The organism is Methylomonas rivi (assembly GCF_024505165.1).
GTDB classification, from domain to species: Bacteria; Pseudomonadota; Gammaproteobacteria; order Methylococcales; family Methylomonadaceae; genus Methylomonas; species Methylomonas rivi.
Genome location: NZ_JANIBK010000078.1, coordinates 1 through 17,274, shown reverse-complemented (window position 1 = coordinate 17,274; position 17,274 = coordinate 1). Strand labels below are relative to the sequence as shown.

The window sequence follows — 17,274 nt, the reverse complement described above, 5'->3', positions numbered from 1 at the left end:
GCTAAGCGGCGGGTCTTTATTTATAGGCGTTAGCTTATAAAGGGTTTACGTTTTCAGCTTGAGGGCCTTTTTGACCGTTGGTCACTTCCATGGTGACTTTTTGGCCTTCTTTCAGGGTTTTACGGCCGCTGCCGACAATGGCGCTGAAATGTACGAATACATCTTTACCGCCGTCTTGTTCGATGAAACCGAAGCCTTTTTCATCGTTGAACCATTTTACTTTGCCTTCTACTTGTGCTGACATAAATCTCTCTTTCTAAAAAGTGCCGAAACCGGCGTTTGTGTTACGGGTGGTGAATAAAGCGGGTAGTGGAAGACGTGTAAAGCGACAACGATTACCTAGCTAAATCAGTGACATTATACATAGCTATGGCTATACACCAAGAAAAAAGATGGATTCGGCCTGTTAAGGTTTTATGACTCGTTGAAAATGGCCACGCCTCGCGGGGTTGTCGATTTGGCCGAAATCATTAAGCTATTGTATTTGCTTATAAAATTTAAATATTTTCGGCGAAAATATTTTAACGGCTGTTTGGCCGGATCGAATTGCCGGCTTGAAATCGGCGGTAAAAAGCCGGGGATTTCCGATGAATATTCCTATGAAAGCGGCATAAACCGAGGCCTTGGGCCGATTGGGTTGGGGAGGCGGCATAGGATATAGTTGGAAACCGCTTACCGAAATATATTTCCTTTGTAGGGGAGCTTTAGCCGCGATGAGTACCTACTGTGGCTAAAGCCCCTCCTGCCGGCAACAATCCCCGAAAATACGGGGATGTTTTTTTGACGAAACCCTTAATGCGATTTTTGCTCCAGTTCATGACGCAGCATGATGTAGAGTTTGCTGGTGATAATCTCGTTTTTATGCAGTTTATCCAGGGTATCTTCTTGCAGCACGGCCAAGGATTGAGCGGCGGAGGCTTCGTTGACCTGGGACAGCAGTTCCTCGTTTTTATGAATCACGGCCAGCATTTTTTCATGAGTGTTCTGTTGAATGTTTTTATACAGGGACAATAATTTTTCCAAGGCGGTTTTATCGTCAAACACCGCGCTCAGGCTGGAGTCTTCCACTGCATTGAGTTCTTTGACGACTTTGCCGCTGATTTTGCTCAAGGCGCGGTAATAACGGTACAGTTCTTCGTCCTTAAAGCTGTGATCGCGCCAAAAAGCCAACCGGCTGACCAGCAACACGAAACGCTCCAAGCTGTCGATGGGGAAATGCTCGTTAACCGAAACGATTTGCTGCTGCCCGCGCTTGATGCGCTCGGTCTGGATACTGAGCATGTTGGTGATTTTTTTGTAGGTTTTTTCCTCGATTTCACCGCGTAGAAAAATGTCTTTCAATTCTTCTTTTTGAATGCCCAAGGCATAGGTGCGCAGCATGTTTTCGATCAGGGTATCGGATTCGCCGATGGCGTTTTTACATTCCAGGCAGGCGATTTGATACAGGCTTTCGTAGCGTTGTTTTAGCCTGTCGTATTGCTTTTGAGTGAGTTGTTGATCCTGTAGCAGCGCATCCAGTTTATGTAAGGTTTTATCGTAAATCTGCGCCTTGCTTTTGTGGTAGCCGACTTGCTCCATGCCGGTCAAGGCATCGATACCCAGGGCATGCATGACTTTGCCGATGGTGGTGGCTTTTACCAGCAGGGTGAAATAAATGCTGCCTATGGTGACCGCCGCAATGAATTGTTTGACGCTGTAATTTAAAGTCCAGCCTTCAATGGTGAGATCGTCCGGAATCAGCAGGACCATCACAATCGCCAGCGAGCCGCGCAAACTGCCCCAGGCCAGTAAATGCATCCAGTTGCGTGGGATGGGGCGTTCCTTGCCGGTCAGGTTTAACAGCCACAGAATCGGGTAAACCGAAAGCGCGCGTCCCACCACGACAGTCCCGATAGCCAGTAAAATAGGCCAGATGGCGACATTCAGGTCGATGGCTAAATTGGCGAACAGCAGTCCCATCAGAATAAAGACCAAGGAGTTGGTGACGAAGGCAAAATAGCCCCAGAACTTTTCCATGTATTCCTCGACATCCGGCGACATTTTATAGCGGCCGAAGTTACCGATTACCATGGAGGCTATCAAGGTGGCAATGATGGATGATAGGCGAATCTCCTGGCCGGCGATCACCAAGTGTTCCGAAATGACTTCCGTCAGGATGAAGGTAAAGTGGGCGACCAGCAGGGTCAGGGTGATTTCCAGGTGTTCGTTGCCGTGCACTTTTTCGATCAATTTGGCGAAGATAAAGCCCATGATCAAACCGAAGACGATACCGCCGCCCAGCATGGTCGAAAATGAAATCAAGGCGCCGATCGCCGATTCGCTGCCATGGTAGCCTTTGGTCATCAGATCCAGCGCCACCAAAAAGGCCGCGAAGCTGGTTGCGTCGTTGAACAAGCTTTCGCCTTCAAAAATCAGCGTCAGACGCTGCGGCGCGCCGTATTCCTTAAACAGCGCAAGGACGGCGACCGGGTCGGTCGAGGAAATGATGGCGCCGAACAGCAATAAAGCCAGGATGGGTACAGGAAAACCGGCGATTTCGAATACGTACGAACCGGCGATACCGATAAACAAAACCGAGATCAGCAAACCCACCACGGCCAGCGAGCCGATGGAGTAGATGTTTTCGGTCAAATTGCGGATATTCATGTTGTATGCCGACTCGAAAATCAGAATCGGTAAAAACACGAAAAACAGCAGTTCCGGCGTCAGTTCGAAACTGGTGATAAAGGAAAAAACTTCCAGATGGGAAATTGGCACCAATAAAGAGCCGGCGATCACCAGCAATACGGTATAAGGCAGTTTGAGTTTTTTCGACAGTAAAAAAACTGCCAGAGAGATCAGCATCAGGCTGAAAAGCGATAAAAACACGTCAAGATTCATGGGCGATTCTCCAAAATCTGTGTTGCGGCATCAAAGCACCCAGGCAGTCGGATGAATTACCGCAACTGCCTGGGTCAACCATTAAACCCTGATTATTCAGGTTTGCTATTGTTTTGACAATCACGCCGGGCGCGCTGCCAACATAAAAAGCGCGTCCCGGATCAGGCGTTTTCCAACAGATAAGTCAGCCACAGGGACGATAATTTTTCCTGGACCGTATTCTGCCGCAAACGTGCCTGCAGATTGGGGAAATCGACATAATCCAGCGCCTGATCCTGGTTGTAGCAGGAATACATGAAGCTGGCTTCGCCCGACTCCGGATCGACATGCTTGCATAGACATTGGGCGCAGACGCCTTTCATCATGCATTGCATCGGCGAGTTGATGGAACCTATGGCTTCATGATCCGGTTTTAGATAGGGTTTGAGCGCATCGAAGCGGGCCGCTTTCACGGCAGCCATCATGCGATCGGAACCGATCACGATCAAATGGTCGACGTCTTGCAGTTTCAGTGTCGTTTCGCCCAAAGCGCCGCTGCCGAACGCCACCATGGCTTCGACGATGTTGCCGACAAAAGTCTTATCCTGCGGCCGGGTAACCGGAATCGCTTCGTTACCGGGACGATTATCCACTGCCCAGACAATCAAGTCCGATGCTTCCTCGATTTCCGGTACCTTGAATAAATCTTCCCGGTTGCGGTAACCGGCAAAGTAAATCACCTTATTGCCGGCATTGCGCATGGCTTTGCCGATGGAGAACAATACCGCATTGCCCAAACCGCCGCCCAACAGCAATACGGTTTTACCGGTCGGAATTTCGGTCGGCGCGCCGGTGACGCCCATCAAGACTAGCGGGTCGCCGGCTTTCCAGGTGGCGCACAGGCGGCTGGAACTGCCCATTTCCAAGGCAATCAGCGATACCAGGCCTTTTTCCTTGTCGACCCAGGCGCCGGTCAAGGCCAAGCCTTCCGCGGCCAGGCGGGTGCCTTCTACGACCGGGGCCAGGGATTCGTAGTTTTGTACCCGGTAGAATTGGCCGGGTTCGAAATTTTTCGCCGCCGCCGGGGCCTTGATCACCACTTCGATGATGGTCGGCGTCAAGCGGTTCACTTCGACGACATGCGCCAGGAACAACTCGTCCAGTTTTTGCTGCATGGCTTGCAAGCGGACGTCCCTTTGCGTTTGTTGCGCCGGATCCAGTGCGGCCAGTTCGTTGGCGAACAGTTTGACGATATACGGATAACCGTCCTTGGCGCTGGCCATGGCTTTTACCACGTTGCCGGCATAGACGGGATGGTTGTCGCCGTAGAAAGTGATATAGCGGCCGTTGCTGTTATACGAGGTAAACGGGGCCGGTTTGCCGACCTTGACTTGTGTGTCGTCGGCCATCGGCACCAGTTGCGCTTGGCCTTGCAGCCAATCGGGTTCGTGGCGCTTGTAGAACTTGCTGTCCATTACGAAGGTGCGCGGATGCTCGGATTGGTAAATAGTATTCGGCGCGGTACCGGCGGCGATAAATAAACCGCGTAGTTTTACTTCCACTTCATCGGTCTTGCGCCATTTGCCGTCCTGTTCGGCCAGTTTTTCGAAACGTACCGCCTGCAGATGGCCGTATTGGTCTTCAATGGCTTCCAGCGGGCTCATGCCTTCCGCCAGATAGATACCTTCCGACAAGGCTTCGTGGATCTCTTCGTGGTTTTGCCGGTAGGCCGGCGAATCCTTGATGCCTTTGCGGTAGAACAGCGTGACGCCACCCCATTGTTTCAGGAACGGCAGGAAATTCGGCGTTTCGCCCGCCGCAGCGGCGCGTTCGCGTTCCTGTTCGATGATACGTCCGTGCGCTAAAAATTCTTCCAGAATTTCCAGTTCTTCCGCGTCGTAACGGCTACGCACCGATTGTTCGCCATATTTGGCGACCAGTTTGTCGTACCGGTTGACGATTTTGCTGACCTGGCCGGGATAATAAGCCAGCAATTCGGTTGCGGTATCGATAGCGGTCAAGCCGCCGCCGATTACGCCGGCCGGCAAGCGCACCTGCAAATTGGCCAGCGAGGATTCCTTGGCCGCGCCGGTCAGCTGCAAACCCATCAGGAAATCCGAGGCTTTGCGTATGCCGCGGATCAGATTGTTTTTCAGATCGATAATGGTCGGTTTGCCGGCGCCGCTGGCGATGGCTATATGATCGAAACCCAATGCCCAGGCTTCATCGATCGAAATGGTGCCGCCGAAACGCACGCCGCCATAGCATTTGAAGGCGGCGCGGCGCAACAGGGTCAGGTAAATCACTTTCAAAAAGTTTTTATCCCAACGCACGGTAATGCCGTATTCGGCCACGCCGCCGAAGCCCAGCATCACCCGTTTGTCCAGGTCTTCGTACAGGCTTTGGAAGTCCATGATCGGCATCGGCGGGTTTTCGCGGTCGCCGGTCAGATGCAGCGGCAGCGGCTCGATCTTCAAGGCATCTATGCCTACCACGCCAAAACCTTCGTTCAACAGATAGTGCGCCAGCGTGTAACCGGCGGGCCCCATGCCGGCCACCAGCACGTTTTTGCCGTTATAGGGCAGGGCGGTGGAACGTTTGACGTTGAGCGGGTTCCAGCGGGTCAACAGGCTGTAAATCTCGAAACCCCACGGCATGAACAGCACGTCGGTCAACACATTGGTTTCGATTTGCGGGATATTGACCGACTCGGTTTTTTGGTAAATACAGCCGCGCATGCAATCGTTGCAAATCCGATGGCCGGTACCCGGACACATCGGATTGTCGATGATAATCATCGCCAAGGCGCCGATATTGTCGCCCTGGCGCTTAACCACATGCATCTCGGAGATTTTTTCTTCCAGCGGACAGCCGGTCATCAAGGCGCCGAGATGGTTGGTTTTAAAGGTTGCGTCTTTTTTGTTTTTGATGCCTTTGGAGCAAGAGTCGTTATCGCGGTCGTGGCAATAGATGCAATGGTCTACTTCATATAAGGTTTGTCTTTGGTTGAAACGTTTGTCGGTCAAGGCAAAACCGTCGCGGCGGCGGTGATGGTGTTCGTCGCAAGCCCAGACATCGTAACCGTTTTGCGCAACCGAGTCGTGCTCGACCAAATTGTCGAGATTGGTCTTTTCCGGCACTTTAAAACTTAGCCATTTGGCGACCACGGCTTGTAGTTCCGGTACTTGCTTGGCGGCAAAGCTCCAGCGGCATACAACGTCCAGTAGGCCGGCTATCAAGGAAGCGGCGCTGTCATATGCGATGTTCAGTGCCGGTTGTTCGCTGACTTGGCTTTTCAATACCGCAACGTCGGTATCGCTCAGATCGGTTTGTTGCGACAGGCGCCAGAGTTCGGCGCCCAATTGGCCGACGGCCAGTTCCGGGTCTTCGGCGAATAACGATTGTTTGCCGGTTGCCGCCAGCAAGGCATTCAACTGGGCATTCAACTGGGCGATGTCCCAGCCTTCAATAGTTTGCCCTTTAAAGCGGCTGGCCAGCTTGCCGACGATTTCGGTGCGGTAGACGAACACGGCGTCGAATTCGCCGCGAATAGTGCCGATTTGTTGTTCGCGGACATCGGAGACGTTAAATAAACGGGCGACAAACGTACCCACCAGGGGCGCCATTCTGACCAGCAGCTCGGAAATGTCTTCCGGTTTCATGCCTTCGCCGGCGCAGGCGCGGTAAGCGCTGATTTCCGCAAATAAATCCGCATCGTGTTGCTGTACCGATTGGTCGAAAACCTCCAATAAATCGGCCAGGCGTTTGGCGTCGTACAGATCTTGGTATTCAAAGCCGGGTATGCCCAGCGTCAGTTGCGTAAATTGGCTAGTGTTGAGCTTTTGGGTCATCAAGTTGTTCCGTTAGTAGTCGCTTGTGAGATATTTGAAAGGGGTGGGTTAGGGCAAGTCGTCAAGTACGCTTTCTTTTTGCGTGACCAGCAGGTCTTCCTTGTTGAGCCCCAAGGCCAGCGCAATGGCGCTGGCTACGTAAATCGATGAGTAGGTACCGACAACCACGCCTATCAGCATGGCGATCGCGAAGCCGTGTATGGTTTTGCCGCCCAAAAATACCAGCGCCAGTACGGTTAAAAATACCGTGAATGAGGTCAGGATGGTACGGCCCAGGGTTTCGTTGAGAGCGTTGTTGGTGATTTCCGCAATATCGGTGTTGCGGCTGCCGCGGAACGTTTCGCGGATGCGGTCGTAGACCACGATGGTGTCGTTGATGGAATAGCCGATGATGGCCAGAATCGCCGACAATACGGTCATATCGAACTCCCAGCGGAATACCGAGAAAAAACCCAGCGTGATGACGGAGTCGTGCACCAGGGCCAGTACCGCGCCGACCGAGAACTTCCACTCGAAGCGGATGCTGACATAGATCATGACGCCGATGAAGGCGAACAATAATGCCAGACCGCCGTCGTCGAGCAACTCGTCGCCGACTTGCGGGCCGACGAATTCGACCCTGCGCATTTCGCCGGGTGCCGCTTGGCTGGTACTGGCGGCGTCCAAAATTTGTTGGCTGAGTTGATCTTGTTTGATGTTTTCGATGGGTTTCAGCCTGAGCAAGACTTCCTCGGAACTGCCGAAATGTTGCACATTGGCATCGGCAAAGCCTCGTTCCGCCAGGGTTGAGCGCATTTTGTCCAAATCGACGGATTGGTTGAAATGCATTTCATAGACGCTGCCGCCGGTGAAATCGATGCCGAACGACAAACCGTTAACGAAAAACGATATCAGCGAGATTGCAAGCAATAGGCTGGAAAAAGCGAAGGCCAGCTTTCTTCTGCCGAGAAAATCGAGTTGCCGTATGGGTTTCATGCACAAATCCTGAGTAATAATGTAATTGAGTGGCGATCGATAGCCGCCGCTTTTAGGGTGCGGCAGGTACCGAAACCGCGAATTGTACTATTTTCTCCAGAAAGTAGGCGTAAAAAGCACAACCAAGGTAAATACCTCCAGCCGTCCCAGCAGCATGGTGATGGCGCAAATCCAGGTTTGAAAATCGTTTAAGCAGGCGTAATTGGTCGCCGGGCCGAGTTCGTTCAGGCCGGGGCCGGCATTGTTGATGCACGCCAACACGGCGCTGAGCGCGGAAATAGGATCTATGCCGGTAAATATCAAGGCAAAAGTCATTGCCACGACGGACATGAAGTATAAAAAAATAAAGGCCAGTACCGCAAAAATGATTTTATTGGCGATGGGGGTGTTGCCGATCCGGATGGGATTGACGGCGCGGGGATGCAGCAGGCTGAATAATTCCCGCCCCGCCTGTTTCCATAACAGCAAGGCGCGAAACATTTTGATGCCGCCGCCGGTTGAGCCGGTGCAAATAGTGATACAACTCAGGAATAGCATCCACCAGGGTATGAACGGCGGCCATTTGTCGAAATCGGCGTTGGCGAAACCGGCATCGGTGGCGATCGATACCAGATTGAATGTGACATAGCGCAAACCGGTAAAAAAATCCGGATAAATGGCAAAATGCCAAATGTAAAACGCGCATAGCAGGATGCTGCCGCTTAACAGGCCCAGCATCGGCATGAACTCCGGGTCTTGGGAATAAGGCTTGATATGCTTATTATGCAAGGCCGTGTAATGGGTGGCGAAGTTGGTTGCTCCCACTAGCATGAATACGGTAATCACCAGCTCGATGGCCGGCGAGTCGTAATAGCCTATGCTGGCGTCGTGGGTGGAAAAACCGCCCAGCGACAGAGTGGAAAAGGCATGGCAGATCGCATCGAACCAGCCCATGCCCGCCAGCTTTAGCGAAACGATGCACAGCAAGGTGTAGGCGACGTATACCAGCCACAACAGGCGGGCGGTTTCGGTAATACGCGGCGTCAGCTTACTGTCCTTGACCGGCCCGGGAATTTCGGCTTTATACAACTGCATGCCGCCGACGCCCAACAGGGGCAAAATGGCTACCGCCAGCACGATGATACCCAGGCCGCCTATCCAGTTCAGTTCATGCCGCCACAGATTCAGCGAGGGCGCCAAGCTATCCAGTCCCGTCAGCACCGTGGCGCCGGTAGTGGTAAAGCCGGACATGGTTTCGAAAAAGGCGTCGGTAAACGTCAAGCCGGGTATGCCCCACATTAGGGGTAATGTCGCCGCCGAGGCCATCAATAGCCAAAAAAACGCCACCAATAAATAACCGTCGCGGGTTTTCATGTCGCCGCGAAACTGCATGGTTACGCTGGCCAGTAAACCGCCTACGCCGATATTCAGCGACATACCGCGTAGAAAGTGTTCGGTCATGCCGTCGTCGAAGTAGATTGAGGTGGCGATCGGCAGCGCATACGTCAGCCCGAAAATCATCAAAATCAAGCCGAGCACAAAGGCGAGAGTACAGAAGCGTTGCATAGTTGGCCTGTTTAGCGGAGTAGGTCCACGGTGTGAGTGAGACTGGTATCAAGCGCAAACCATAAATTGTAGCAAACATTCCGGCAAATTCATGCCGTCACATAATCTTAAACAACTCTTCACAAGACTGTAATAAAGCCGCTTTAAGCTGGCTGCATTGTTTAAAGAGTGCCTAAAAATTAACGGAAGAATGGGTTTTCCAACGCCGCAAAGGGTTGCGGCATCAATCCGGAGAGTGCGATGAAGCTGATGTATTCGATCCACCAATATGATGTGCTGATGTTCAGCCGGCTGAACAATAGCGCGATCCATGCCAGCTTGGTTGGGCTTTGCCGGCTGCTGTCGTGGAGCGGCGATGGCATTTTGTATGTGGCGCTGGCCGCCGGTTTATATTGGCATCAAGGTATAGCCAATCCTTTATTGCAAACCTTGTTACTGGGCTTCGTGCTGGAGCGGCCGGTGTATTTCGTCTTGAAAAACGCCTTTAAGCGCAATCGTCCGCAGCAGGCGATTGATAATTTCCGCAGCGTGATTACGCCTTCCGATCAATTCAGTTTCCCTTCCGGACACACCTCCGCCGCCTTTTTGGTGGCCACGCTGGTGAGTTATTTTTTTCCGGCTTTAACAATCGTTTTATATGCCTGGGCCGTGCTGGTGGGCTTTTCACGCATAGTGTTGGGCGTGCATTTTCCGACCGACACATTGATGGGGGTGGTGCTGGGTGTCAGTATCGCCATGTTTAGTCTTAATAACATTTTATAGATGAAAATTTTTTATGGTGTGCAAGGCACGGGTAATGGCCACATTACCCGTGCACGTGTCATGGCCGGCGAATTGCAAACGGCCGGATTCGAGGTAACCTTTCAATTTACCGGCCGGCCGGCGGATAAATACTTCGACATGCAGGTATTCAACGGTTATCAAACCCGCGAAGGTTTGACATTCAATACCAGCAAGGGTCAGGTGTCGTATCTGAAAACCGCCCTGCAAGCCAGTCCGATACGCTTCGTCAAGGACATCAACGCTTTGGATTTAAGCGGGTTCGATTATGTGATCAGCGATTTCGAGCCGGTTACGGCCTGGGCCGCCAGACGGCAAAAAAAACAGGTGATCGGCATCGGCCACCAATACGCTTTTGGCCACGCCATTCCCCGCAAGGGCTCCGATCCCTTGGCCGAACAGGTGATGAAATTATTCGCGCCCGCCAGTGTCGGCGTGGGCTTGCATTGGCACCATTTCGGCCAACCCATCCTGCCGCCCATCATCGAAACCCCGGCATTTCCGGAGCAGATACAAGCCAACAAAATCGTGGTTTATCTGCCGTTCGAGGATCAACAGGCGGTCATGCGCTTGTTGTGTCCTTTCGAAAACTTTGAATTTCACGTCTATGCCCCGGAAACGATCGAGTCGAAATATCCGCACATCAGCTTCAAGCCGTTGTCGCGGGACGGGTTTCAACGGGATTTATACGACTGTGTCGGCATCATCAGTAATGCCGGCTTCGAGTTGGCCAGCGAATCCTTGCAGTTGGGTAAAAAAATCCTGGCCAAGCCCTTGCATGCGCAAATGGAGCAAATTTCCAACGCGGCCGCGTTGGAGCAATTGGGTTACGGCCACACCATGTTCGATATGGATGCTCAGGTCATCGAAGACTGGCTGCACAACCCGCATGCGGTGCGGGTCACCTATCCCAATGTGGCCAAAGTGATCGTCGACTGGCTACGGTCCGGTATGCCGAAAATGGATAGCGAGTTTGTGGAAAATGTCTGGAACAGCGTGGAAGTGCTGCAAGTCAAGCATGGCGAAGCGGTTAAACCCGGCGGATAACGACTTGATTTAATCGTTATCCTCGCTGGGGATCAAGTTTTTCAGTTCTTGCGACAACAAGGTCTGCGCGCCGCGGGTGACGATGTCTTCACCGACCTTAAAGCCTTCCGCCGCAAAATAGCCGCCATTGCCCGGCGTGATGTCGGCTAACAGCCGGCGCTTAAATTCGCCGTTTTCTGCCTTGATATACACAAACGCCTGTCCCAAATGCCAAACCACCGCATTCTCCGGAATCGTCACGCCGCCGGTACCGGGCACGCCGTCGGGAATCCAGGCGCTGACGCGGGCGCCGAAGGGTAGTGGACGGCCTTCGGTCTTGAAGAAATAACGCTCGCCCTGGGTGACGGGATCGACTTGCGGGGCGGGCGAAATCAGCGTGGCGCTAACGGCATGATCGCGCCGGCCCTGGTCGTCCACCGCTATGGTGCGGGTTTCGGGGGGTAGCCTGGTATTGGCGGGCAGGCTGATTTGCAGCAGCTGGCCGCGGTGAGTTAAAAATTGTTCCGCTTGCGGGTTGTCGGCTTGGGTAAACCAGCCGGTCAGCACATCGCCCCATTGCAGGCGGCCGGCGGCGGCAATGGTTTGCTGCTGATAACTGCTGGTGGACAGATTGGCTTTATCGTTGCGCCATTGCGCTTGCTGTTCCTGCAAGCGGCGGGTCGAGACGATGTCCTGCCGATGCAATTGCCGGGTGCGGGATAAATTGGCGTCGGCCTCCTGATAACGGGCTTGGGCGCTATCGCTTGAGGCTTGGGCGGCCAGAAATTGTTGGCGCAGGGCCAGCAAGGGTTGTAGGTCGATGACGCTGCCGTAGGCGCTGAGTTCCGGTTGTTGGACGGCGGCTTGCAAGCCTTGGGTTTCGATGCCGGCGGTTTGCCGAGGGGGTTCGCCGGTTTGCGCCGGCGTCCGGCTGCTTGCGCTCGGCGGGTTGATGTCGTCATCGTCCAAGGCGGCGTAAGGCGCGCTGCCGCAAAACAACAAAATCAGACCGGCTAATGGAATTAAAGCGTGCATTTTTCGAATTAAAGAATGAGGTGGCCGTTGATTATAGGGTTTGCCAAGCCGCGATTTCTAAATTATTTGTTGTGTAAAAAAAATAGCCGGTTATGCTTTCCGGCTTGATGTTTAGGCTAAAAACAGGAATTGCAAATGAAACAAAATCCAGAAAATCTCAAATATGCAAGCACTCACGAATGGGCCGGTCTGGAAGACGGCCAGCTGGTGCGCGTGGGTATCACCGACTTTGCCCAATCGGAATTGGGCGACATCGTGTTTATCGGCTTGCCCGAAGTGGGCCGGGCCGTGGCCGCCCAGGAACAATTGGCGGTGGTGGAGTCGGTGAAAACCGCGTCCGATTTATTCAGCCCTGTCACGGGCACGGTGGTGGCGATCAACGAGTCGGTGGTGGATGCCCCCGAACAAGTTAACGACGATGCCTTTGCCACCTGGTTGTTTTGCATCAAGGCCGATAATCCCGCCGAACTCGAACAGTTAATGGATGCCGACGCTTATCAAGCGATGATAGAGGAGTAATGGGAATTTATGGCTAATCAAAATGCAAAAGGCTTGAAGCGACTGATAAACGCTTGTTTTTTTTCGGCGGCCGGTTTTAAGGCCACTTGGCGGCACGAAGAAGCCTTTCGGCAAGAAGTGATGTTGTTCGTCGTCACCACCCCGCTGGCGCTGTGGTTGGGCGAGAGCGCTATCGAAATTGCATTGTTGATCGGCAGTGTCGTATTGGTGTTATTGGTTGAACTACTCAATTCGGCGGTCGAAGCCGTGGTGGATAGAGTCGGCTTCGAGCATCACGAATTATCCGGCCGCGCCAAGGATATAGGTTCCGCGGCCGTGATGCTGTCTCTGATCTGGGCCGCCATCACCTGGGGTTTGATTTTGTTATAACGGCGCGGCGGGAGAGAGCCGGAACGGTTCAACTTTTACCTTGTGTCGCAACCCAACATCCGGTACTTTACAGCCCGCTGAATCTGTTAACAAAAGGAAAACAATGAGTGCTTTAATCTGCGGGTCCATGGCCTATGACACCATTATGGTGTTTCACGATAAATTCAAACACCATATTTTGCCGGAAAAAGTGCATATCTTGAATGTGTCGTTTCTGGTGCCGGTGATGCGCCGCGAATACGGCGGTTGCGCCGGTAACATTGCCTATAACCTGCAATTGTTGAAAGAAGAGCCGTTGATCATGGCCACGGTGGGCCATGATTTCGAGCCGTATGCGCAATGGTTGAGCCAATGCGGCATCAGTACCCGTTACATCAAAACCCTGGACGACCATTATACCGGTCAAGCCTATATCACCACCGACGAAGACGACAACCAGATTACCGCCTTCCATCCGGGGGCAATGAATTTTTCGCACCTTAACGATGTGCCCGCCGCGCCGGAAATTAGCATCGGCATCGTCTCGCCGGACGGTAAGCAAGGCATGCAACAACATGCGGCGCAGTTTGCCGAACTGGGTATCCCGTTTATCTTCGATCCCGGCCAAGGCATGCCGATGTTCGACGGCGAGGAACTGCTGCAATTTCTCGAATTGGCCAATTACGCCACCTTCAACGATTACGAGTCCGAACTGATGCAACAGCGCACCGGGTTGACGCTGGAACAAATCGCCGAAAAAGTCGATGCCTTGATTATTACTTTGGGCGGCAAAGGTTCGAATATCTATACCCAGGGCCAATGCATAGAGATCCCTCCGGCCACGCCCAAGCAAGTGCTGGACCCCACCGGCTGCGGCGATGCTTACCGGGCCGGCTTGTTGTACGGCTTGATGAACGACTACGATTGGGACGTCACCGGCCGCATCGCCTCGCTATTGGGCGCCATCAAAATCGAACATAACGGCACCCAAAATCATGTATTCAGCATGGCCGAATTCAAACAACGTTATCAAGAGACTTTCGGTTCCACGTTTTGAGTTTAGTTAAAACACGGGAATTACTGTCCCTGATGGCCCGTCTGCGCGACCCGGAAACGGGTTGCGCCTGGGATGTCCAGCAGGATTTTTATAGCCTGATTCCCTATACCATAGAAGAAGCCTACGAAGTGGCCGATGCCATCGAACGCAACGATTTCGATGATTTGCGGGCCGAGCTGGGCGATTTGCTGCTGCAGGTAGTGTTCCATTCCAGGATCGCCGAAGAACGCGGTTTGTTCGATTTCGAACAAGTGGCGGCCGGCATCTCCGAAAAACTGGTCAGCCGGCATCCGCATGTGTTTGCCGGGGTGAGTTTCGATACCGACGCACAGCGCCAGCAAGCCTGGGACGATGCCAAGGCCCGGGAAAGGCAGCAAAAAAATACCGAGAACAAGCCTGAAAGCGTGCTGTCCGGCGTGGCGAAAAGCCTGCCGGCCTTGGTCGCCTGCGAGAAAATTCAGAATCGCGCCGCCAGCCACGGTTTCGATTGGCCGGACACAGAACCCGTATTCGATAAGGTCGAGGAAGAACTGCGGGAAGTACACGAAGCCTGGCAGTCCGGGGATCAGGCCCATGTTCAGGAAGAAGTCGGTGACCTGTTGCTGGTGGTCGTCAATCTGGCCAGACACCTGAAAGTGAATCCGGAAATCGCCCTAAAGGAAGCCACCAAAAAATTTACCCGCCGCTTCAATTACATCGAAAAGCAGATCGAAGCCTCCGGCCGGCAGTTGCGCGAATGTGAGCTGGCGGAGCTGGACGGCCTATGGCATGAAGCGAAGCGCGTGCAAAAAAACACCCGCCCCGGCCACTCATGAAGCATTCGATACCGGCGTTGTTGTGGCTGAGCCTTATTGGTTGGCTGACACCTGCCCATGCGGGCGAAGTGTTGGGCCGCATGTCCGATGACACCGCACCGGTTGCCGCCGAGCCGGCCGCGCCGCCGGTTGCGGACGACAGGCGTATCATTTACCGGGTGATTTGCTCGCCGGAAGGCGAGGCCTTACCGGATTGCGAAAAACCCTTTCACGATACCGAGTCGTCGGTAAAACCCGTGCCGCCACAAAACATTGTCGAGCCCGGATCAGTCGAAGAAGCTCAGCCGGTAGAGGAGGCCGCCCAGCCCGCCAAGGCCAAAAAATCGAAAAAAACCGCCGGTAAAAAGAAACAGGCCGTAAAAAAGGCGAAAAAAACCGCCAGCTCCAAAAAGACAGCCGCGAAAAAGAAATAAGGGTTTTGTGTTATTAGGCGAACCGATTACCTATGACCGTCAATATTTTGCCGTTTTCATCAAACTGGTTGAGCATTGGCGCACGCCGGAGGTAATTCAAAGCCTAACCAAACGTGGGTGGGCAACGCTTTTCTGCCCGCCGATTAAAGTTGGAGTCTTCATTTTCGTCTGGGCACAAACAGCAGTGCCCATCCTATTATGCTTTGTGCCGATGAGATACGGAAAAGCACATGCAGATCAAGACGTTTAACGCTCTAAACTTTTGTTAGCATCTTAATGTGTATAACGATCATTGAAATCATCACCGCCCTAAAGACATGACACTTGCTGGTGCGGCAAACGTTGCGGGCGAGTTATATAGCCCGCCCAGTTTGGAAAAGAAAAGAATTTAACTAGCCCGGCATTGCTGCTTTTGCCTTAAGGTTAATAGCGCCACTACAGCCGTGGCGGCGCCCAGACTGTCCGCCAGCCAATCCCAGCCGCTGCTGCTGCGGCCGGGGACGAACGATTGGTGCCATTCGTCCGACAAGCCGTACACACAGCAAAACAGCCAGGCCGCCAATGCCAGTTTGTTGCCTGTGAGTCCGTGATGCCGAATGGCCCGCCAGCTAAACGCCGCCATCACAAAATAGGCGCCGAAATGCATGACCTTGTCCTGAAATTCGAACAGCGGCGGCATCGGTAGCGTTTGCTGGTTCGATAACCAGAAAATCAAGCCGCAGTAAGCCACTAGGGCCATCCAGTCTAAATATTTAACGATGCGCATGATAAAGATACGGTGGTGAAGTTAACGGTTCACTCTCTGACCGGACGCTTTTCCAGCTTCCGTTGCAAGGTGCGCCGGTGCATGTTGAGTGCGCGGGCCGCAGCCGAGATATTGCCGTCGTGCTGCATCAGGACTTTTTGCAGATGCTCCCATTCCAGGCGTTTCACCGACAGCGGGTTGTCGCTGATGGCCACGCTGGCGTCGCCTTCGTTTTTGTGCAGGGCGTTGACGATTTCATCCGGACTGGCCGGTTTGGTCAGATAATGAATCGCTCCTAGTTTAATGGCTTCCACCGCCGTGGCGATACTGGCGAAACCGGTCAGCATGACGATTTGGGTATTGCTGTCCAGCGAGATCAGTTTTTTCACCATTTCCAAGCCGGAGTCGTAACCGATGCGCAGATCGATTACCGCGTATTCGGGCTCGGTTTGTTCGGCTAACTGCATGGCTGTGTTGACATCGTTCGCTACCGTCACCTGGAAATTGCGTTTTTCCAAGGCCGGTTTCAGCACGGAGCAAAAGGTGATGTCGTCGTCGACCAACAGCAGGTTGGGTTTATCCGTAGGTGTGTCTGTCATACATACTCTCCTTAGTTAATATGGGCAGGCTGATTTCCACGCAGGCGCCGCCGGAATCGAGATTATTAAAGTGTATTGTACCGCCCAAGCGTTTGATGGTGGTATAGGTTAAAAATAAACCGACGCCCATGCCCTGCTTATTGCTTTTGACCGGCTTGTGGCCGGCAAAATCGACGAATTCCGGCGGCAGGCCGGGGCCGAAGTCGCGGATTTTCAAATTCAGGATAAAGTTGTCCCAATGGGCGTGAAATTCTATGCCGGCCTGGCTGTCGGTGGCTTCGGCGGCATTATTGAGAATATTGATCAGCGAATGGGTCAGGGTGCGTTCGGCGATAATATTGGCCGAAGTATCCACGCTGCCGGAGATGAACAAATTCAGCTTGGTGCTGGGTTTATGGGTACGCCACTGGTTCAGCACTTGATCGATGTAATCGCTGACCGGCATCGCCTTGCCCGATTCGGCGCGCATTTCTCCGGCGGAAGCCGACATCACCGACAGGGCTTGCTTGCAGCGGTCTACTTGCTGTTGCAGGATAAGCAGCTTTTGATGGGATTCGGGGAAACGGTGCTCGGGTAGTTCTTCGGCCATTTCGTGCACCAGGATGGCGATGGTGCCCAGCGGCGTACCCATATCATGCGCGGCGCTGGCCGCCAGCGTGCCCAGCGAAACCACCCGCTCGTCGCGCAGCGCGCTCTCCCTGGCTTCC

16 protein-coding genes are annotated in these 17,274 nt (G+C 53.3%); 7 read left to right on the top strand and 9 right to left on the bottom strand.

Annotated elements, in window-relative coordinates:
* Positions 1 to 34: 34 nt before the first annotated feature.
* From NP596_RS13775 to NP596_RS13755, 5 genes are all read right to left on the bottom strand, one after another.
* Positions 35 to 244, bottom strand: a complete 210-nt coding sequence (locus NP596_RS13775; protein WP_013818493.1) for a cold-shock protein — start codon at positions 242 to 244, stop codon at positions 35 to 37.
* A 548-nt stretch (positions 245 to 792) separates the two neighbouring features.
* A complete protein-coding gene (locus NP596_RS13770; protein WP_256615958.1) occupies positions 793 to 2,880 on the bottom strand; it encodes a cation:proton antiporter in 2,088 nt (695 codons plus the stop codon).
* A gap of 161 nt (positions 2,881 to 3,041) precedes the next feature.
* Positions 3,042 to 6,710 (bottom strand): pyridine nucleotide-disulfide oxidoreductase, encoded by a 3,669-nt coding sequence (locus tag NP596_RS13765; protein ID WP_256615957.1) that lies wholly within the window; start codon positions 6,708 to 6,710, stop codon positions 3,042 to 3,044.
* A 48-nt stretch (positions 6,711 to 6,758) separates the two neighbouring features.
* Positions 6,759 to 7,685, bottom strand: a complete 927-nt coding sequence (secF, locus tag NP596_RS13760; protein WP_256615956.1) for a protein translocase subunit SecF — start codon at positions 7,683 to 7,685, stop codon at positions 6,759 to 6,761.
* Between the two features lie 87 nt (positions 7,686 to 7,772).
* Complete coding sequence (locus tag NP596_RS13755) at positions 7,773 to 9,230, bottom strand: TrkH family potassium uptake protein (protein WP_256615955.1); 1,458 nt, start codon at positions 9,228 to 9,230, stop codon at positions 7,773 to 7,775.
* A gap of 240 nt (positions 9,231 to 9,470) precedes the next feature.
* On the opposite strand from NP596_RS13755, the gene NP596_RS13750 reads away from it, so the two are divergent.
* Positions 9,471 to 9,992: a phosphatase PAP2 family protein gene (locus NP596_RS13750; protein ID WP_256615954.1), complete on the top strand. Its 522-nt coding sequence runs from the start codon at positions 9,471 to 9,473 to the stop codon at positions 9,990 to 9,992.
* Positions 9,993 to 11,057 carry an MJ1255/VC2487 family glycosyltransferase gene (locus tag NP596_RS13745; protein WP_256615952.1) on the top strand — a complete coding sequence of 355 codons (1,065 nt, stop codon included), beginning with the start codon at positions 9,993 to 9,995 and terminating at the stop codon, positions 11,055 to 11,057.
* A gap of 9 nt (positions 11,058 to 11,066) precedes the next feature.
* Here the strand turns inward: NP596_RS13745 and NP596_RS13740 are convergent, their stop codons facing one another.
* Positions 11,067 to 12,071 (bottom strand): efflux RND transporter periplasmic adaptor subunit, encoded by a 1,005-nt coding sequence (locus tag NP596_RS13740; RefSeq protein ID WP_256615951.1) that lies wholly within the window; start codon positions 12,069 to 12,071, stop codon positions 11,067 to 11,069.
* Between the two features lie 135 nt (positions 12,072 to 12,206).
* On the opposite strand from NP596_RS13740, the gene gcvH reads away from it, so the two are divergent.
* The 5 genes from gcvH to NP596_RS13715 all read left to right on the top strand — a co-directional run bounded on the left by gcvH (position 12,207) and on the right by NP596_RS13715 (position 15,223).
* Positions 12,207 to 12,590 (top strand): glycine cleavage system protein GcvH, encoded by a 384-nt coding sequence (gene gcvH / locus NP596_RS13735; protein ID WP_256615950.1) that lies wholly within the window; start codon positions 12,207 to 12,209, stop codon positions 12,588 to 12,590.
* Between the two features lie 9 nt (positions 12,591 to 12,599).
* Positions 12,600 to 12,959 carry a diacylglycerol kinase gene (locus NP596_RS13730; protein WP_256615949.1) on the top strand — a complete coding sequence of 120 codons (360 nt, stop codon included), beginning with the start codon at positions 12,600 to 12,602 and terminating at the stop codon, positions 12,957 to 12,959.
* Between the two features lie 103 nt (positions 12,960 to 13,062).
* On the top strand, positions 13,063 to 13,995 hold the full coding sequence (locus NP596_RS13725; protein ID WP_256615948.1) for a carbohydrate kinase family protein: 933 nt from the start codon (positions 13,063 to 13,065) through the stop codon (positions 13,993 to 13,995).
* Positions 13,992 to 14,810, top strand: coding sequence for a nucleoside triphosphate pyrophosphohydrolase (mazG, locus tag NP596_RS13720; RefSeq protein ID WP_256615947.1), 819 nt, complete (start codon positions 13,992 to 13,994; stop codon positions 14,808 to 14,810). The genes NP596_RS13725 and mazG overlap by 4 nt, the downstream gene beginning before the upstream one ends.
* Positions 14,807 to 15,223: a hypothetical protein gene (locus NP596_RS13715; protein WP_256615946.1), complete on the top strand. Its 417-nt coding sequence runs from the start codon at positions 14,807 to 14,809 to the stop codon at positions 15,221 to 15,223. Before mazG ends, NP596_RS13715 begins: the two co-directional genes overlap by 4 nt.
* A gap of 388 nt (positions 15,224 to 15,611) precedes the next feature.
* Here the strand turns inward: NP596_RS13715 and NP596_RS13710 are convergent, their stop codons facing one another.
* The 3 genes from NP596_RS13710 to NP596_RS13700 form a co-directional block, all read right to left on the bottom strand.
* A complete protein-coding gene (locus tag NP596_RS13710; protein WP_256615945.1) occupies positions 15,612 to 15,989 on the bottom strand; it encodes a VanZ family protein in 378 nt (125 codons plus the stop codon).
* A 29-nt stretch (positions 15,990 to 16,018) separates the two neighbouring features.
* Complete coding sequence (locus NP596_RS13705) at positions 16,019 to 16,567, bottom strand: response regulator transcription factor (RefSeq protein WP_256615944.1); 549 nt, start codon at positions 16,565 to 16,567, stop codon at positions 16,019 to 16,021.
* On the bottom strand, positions 16,545 to 17,274 hold a 730-nt coding region (locus tag NP596_RS13700; protein ID WP_256615943.1), incomplete at its 5' end, for an ATP-binding protein. The genes NP596_RS13705 and NP596_RS13700, both read right to left, overlap by 23 nt.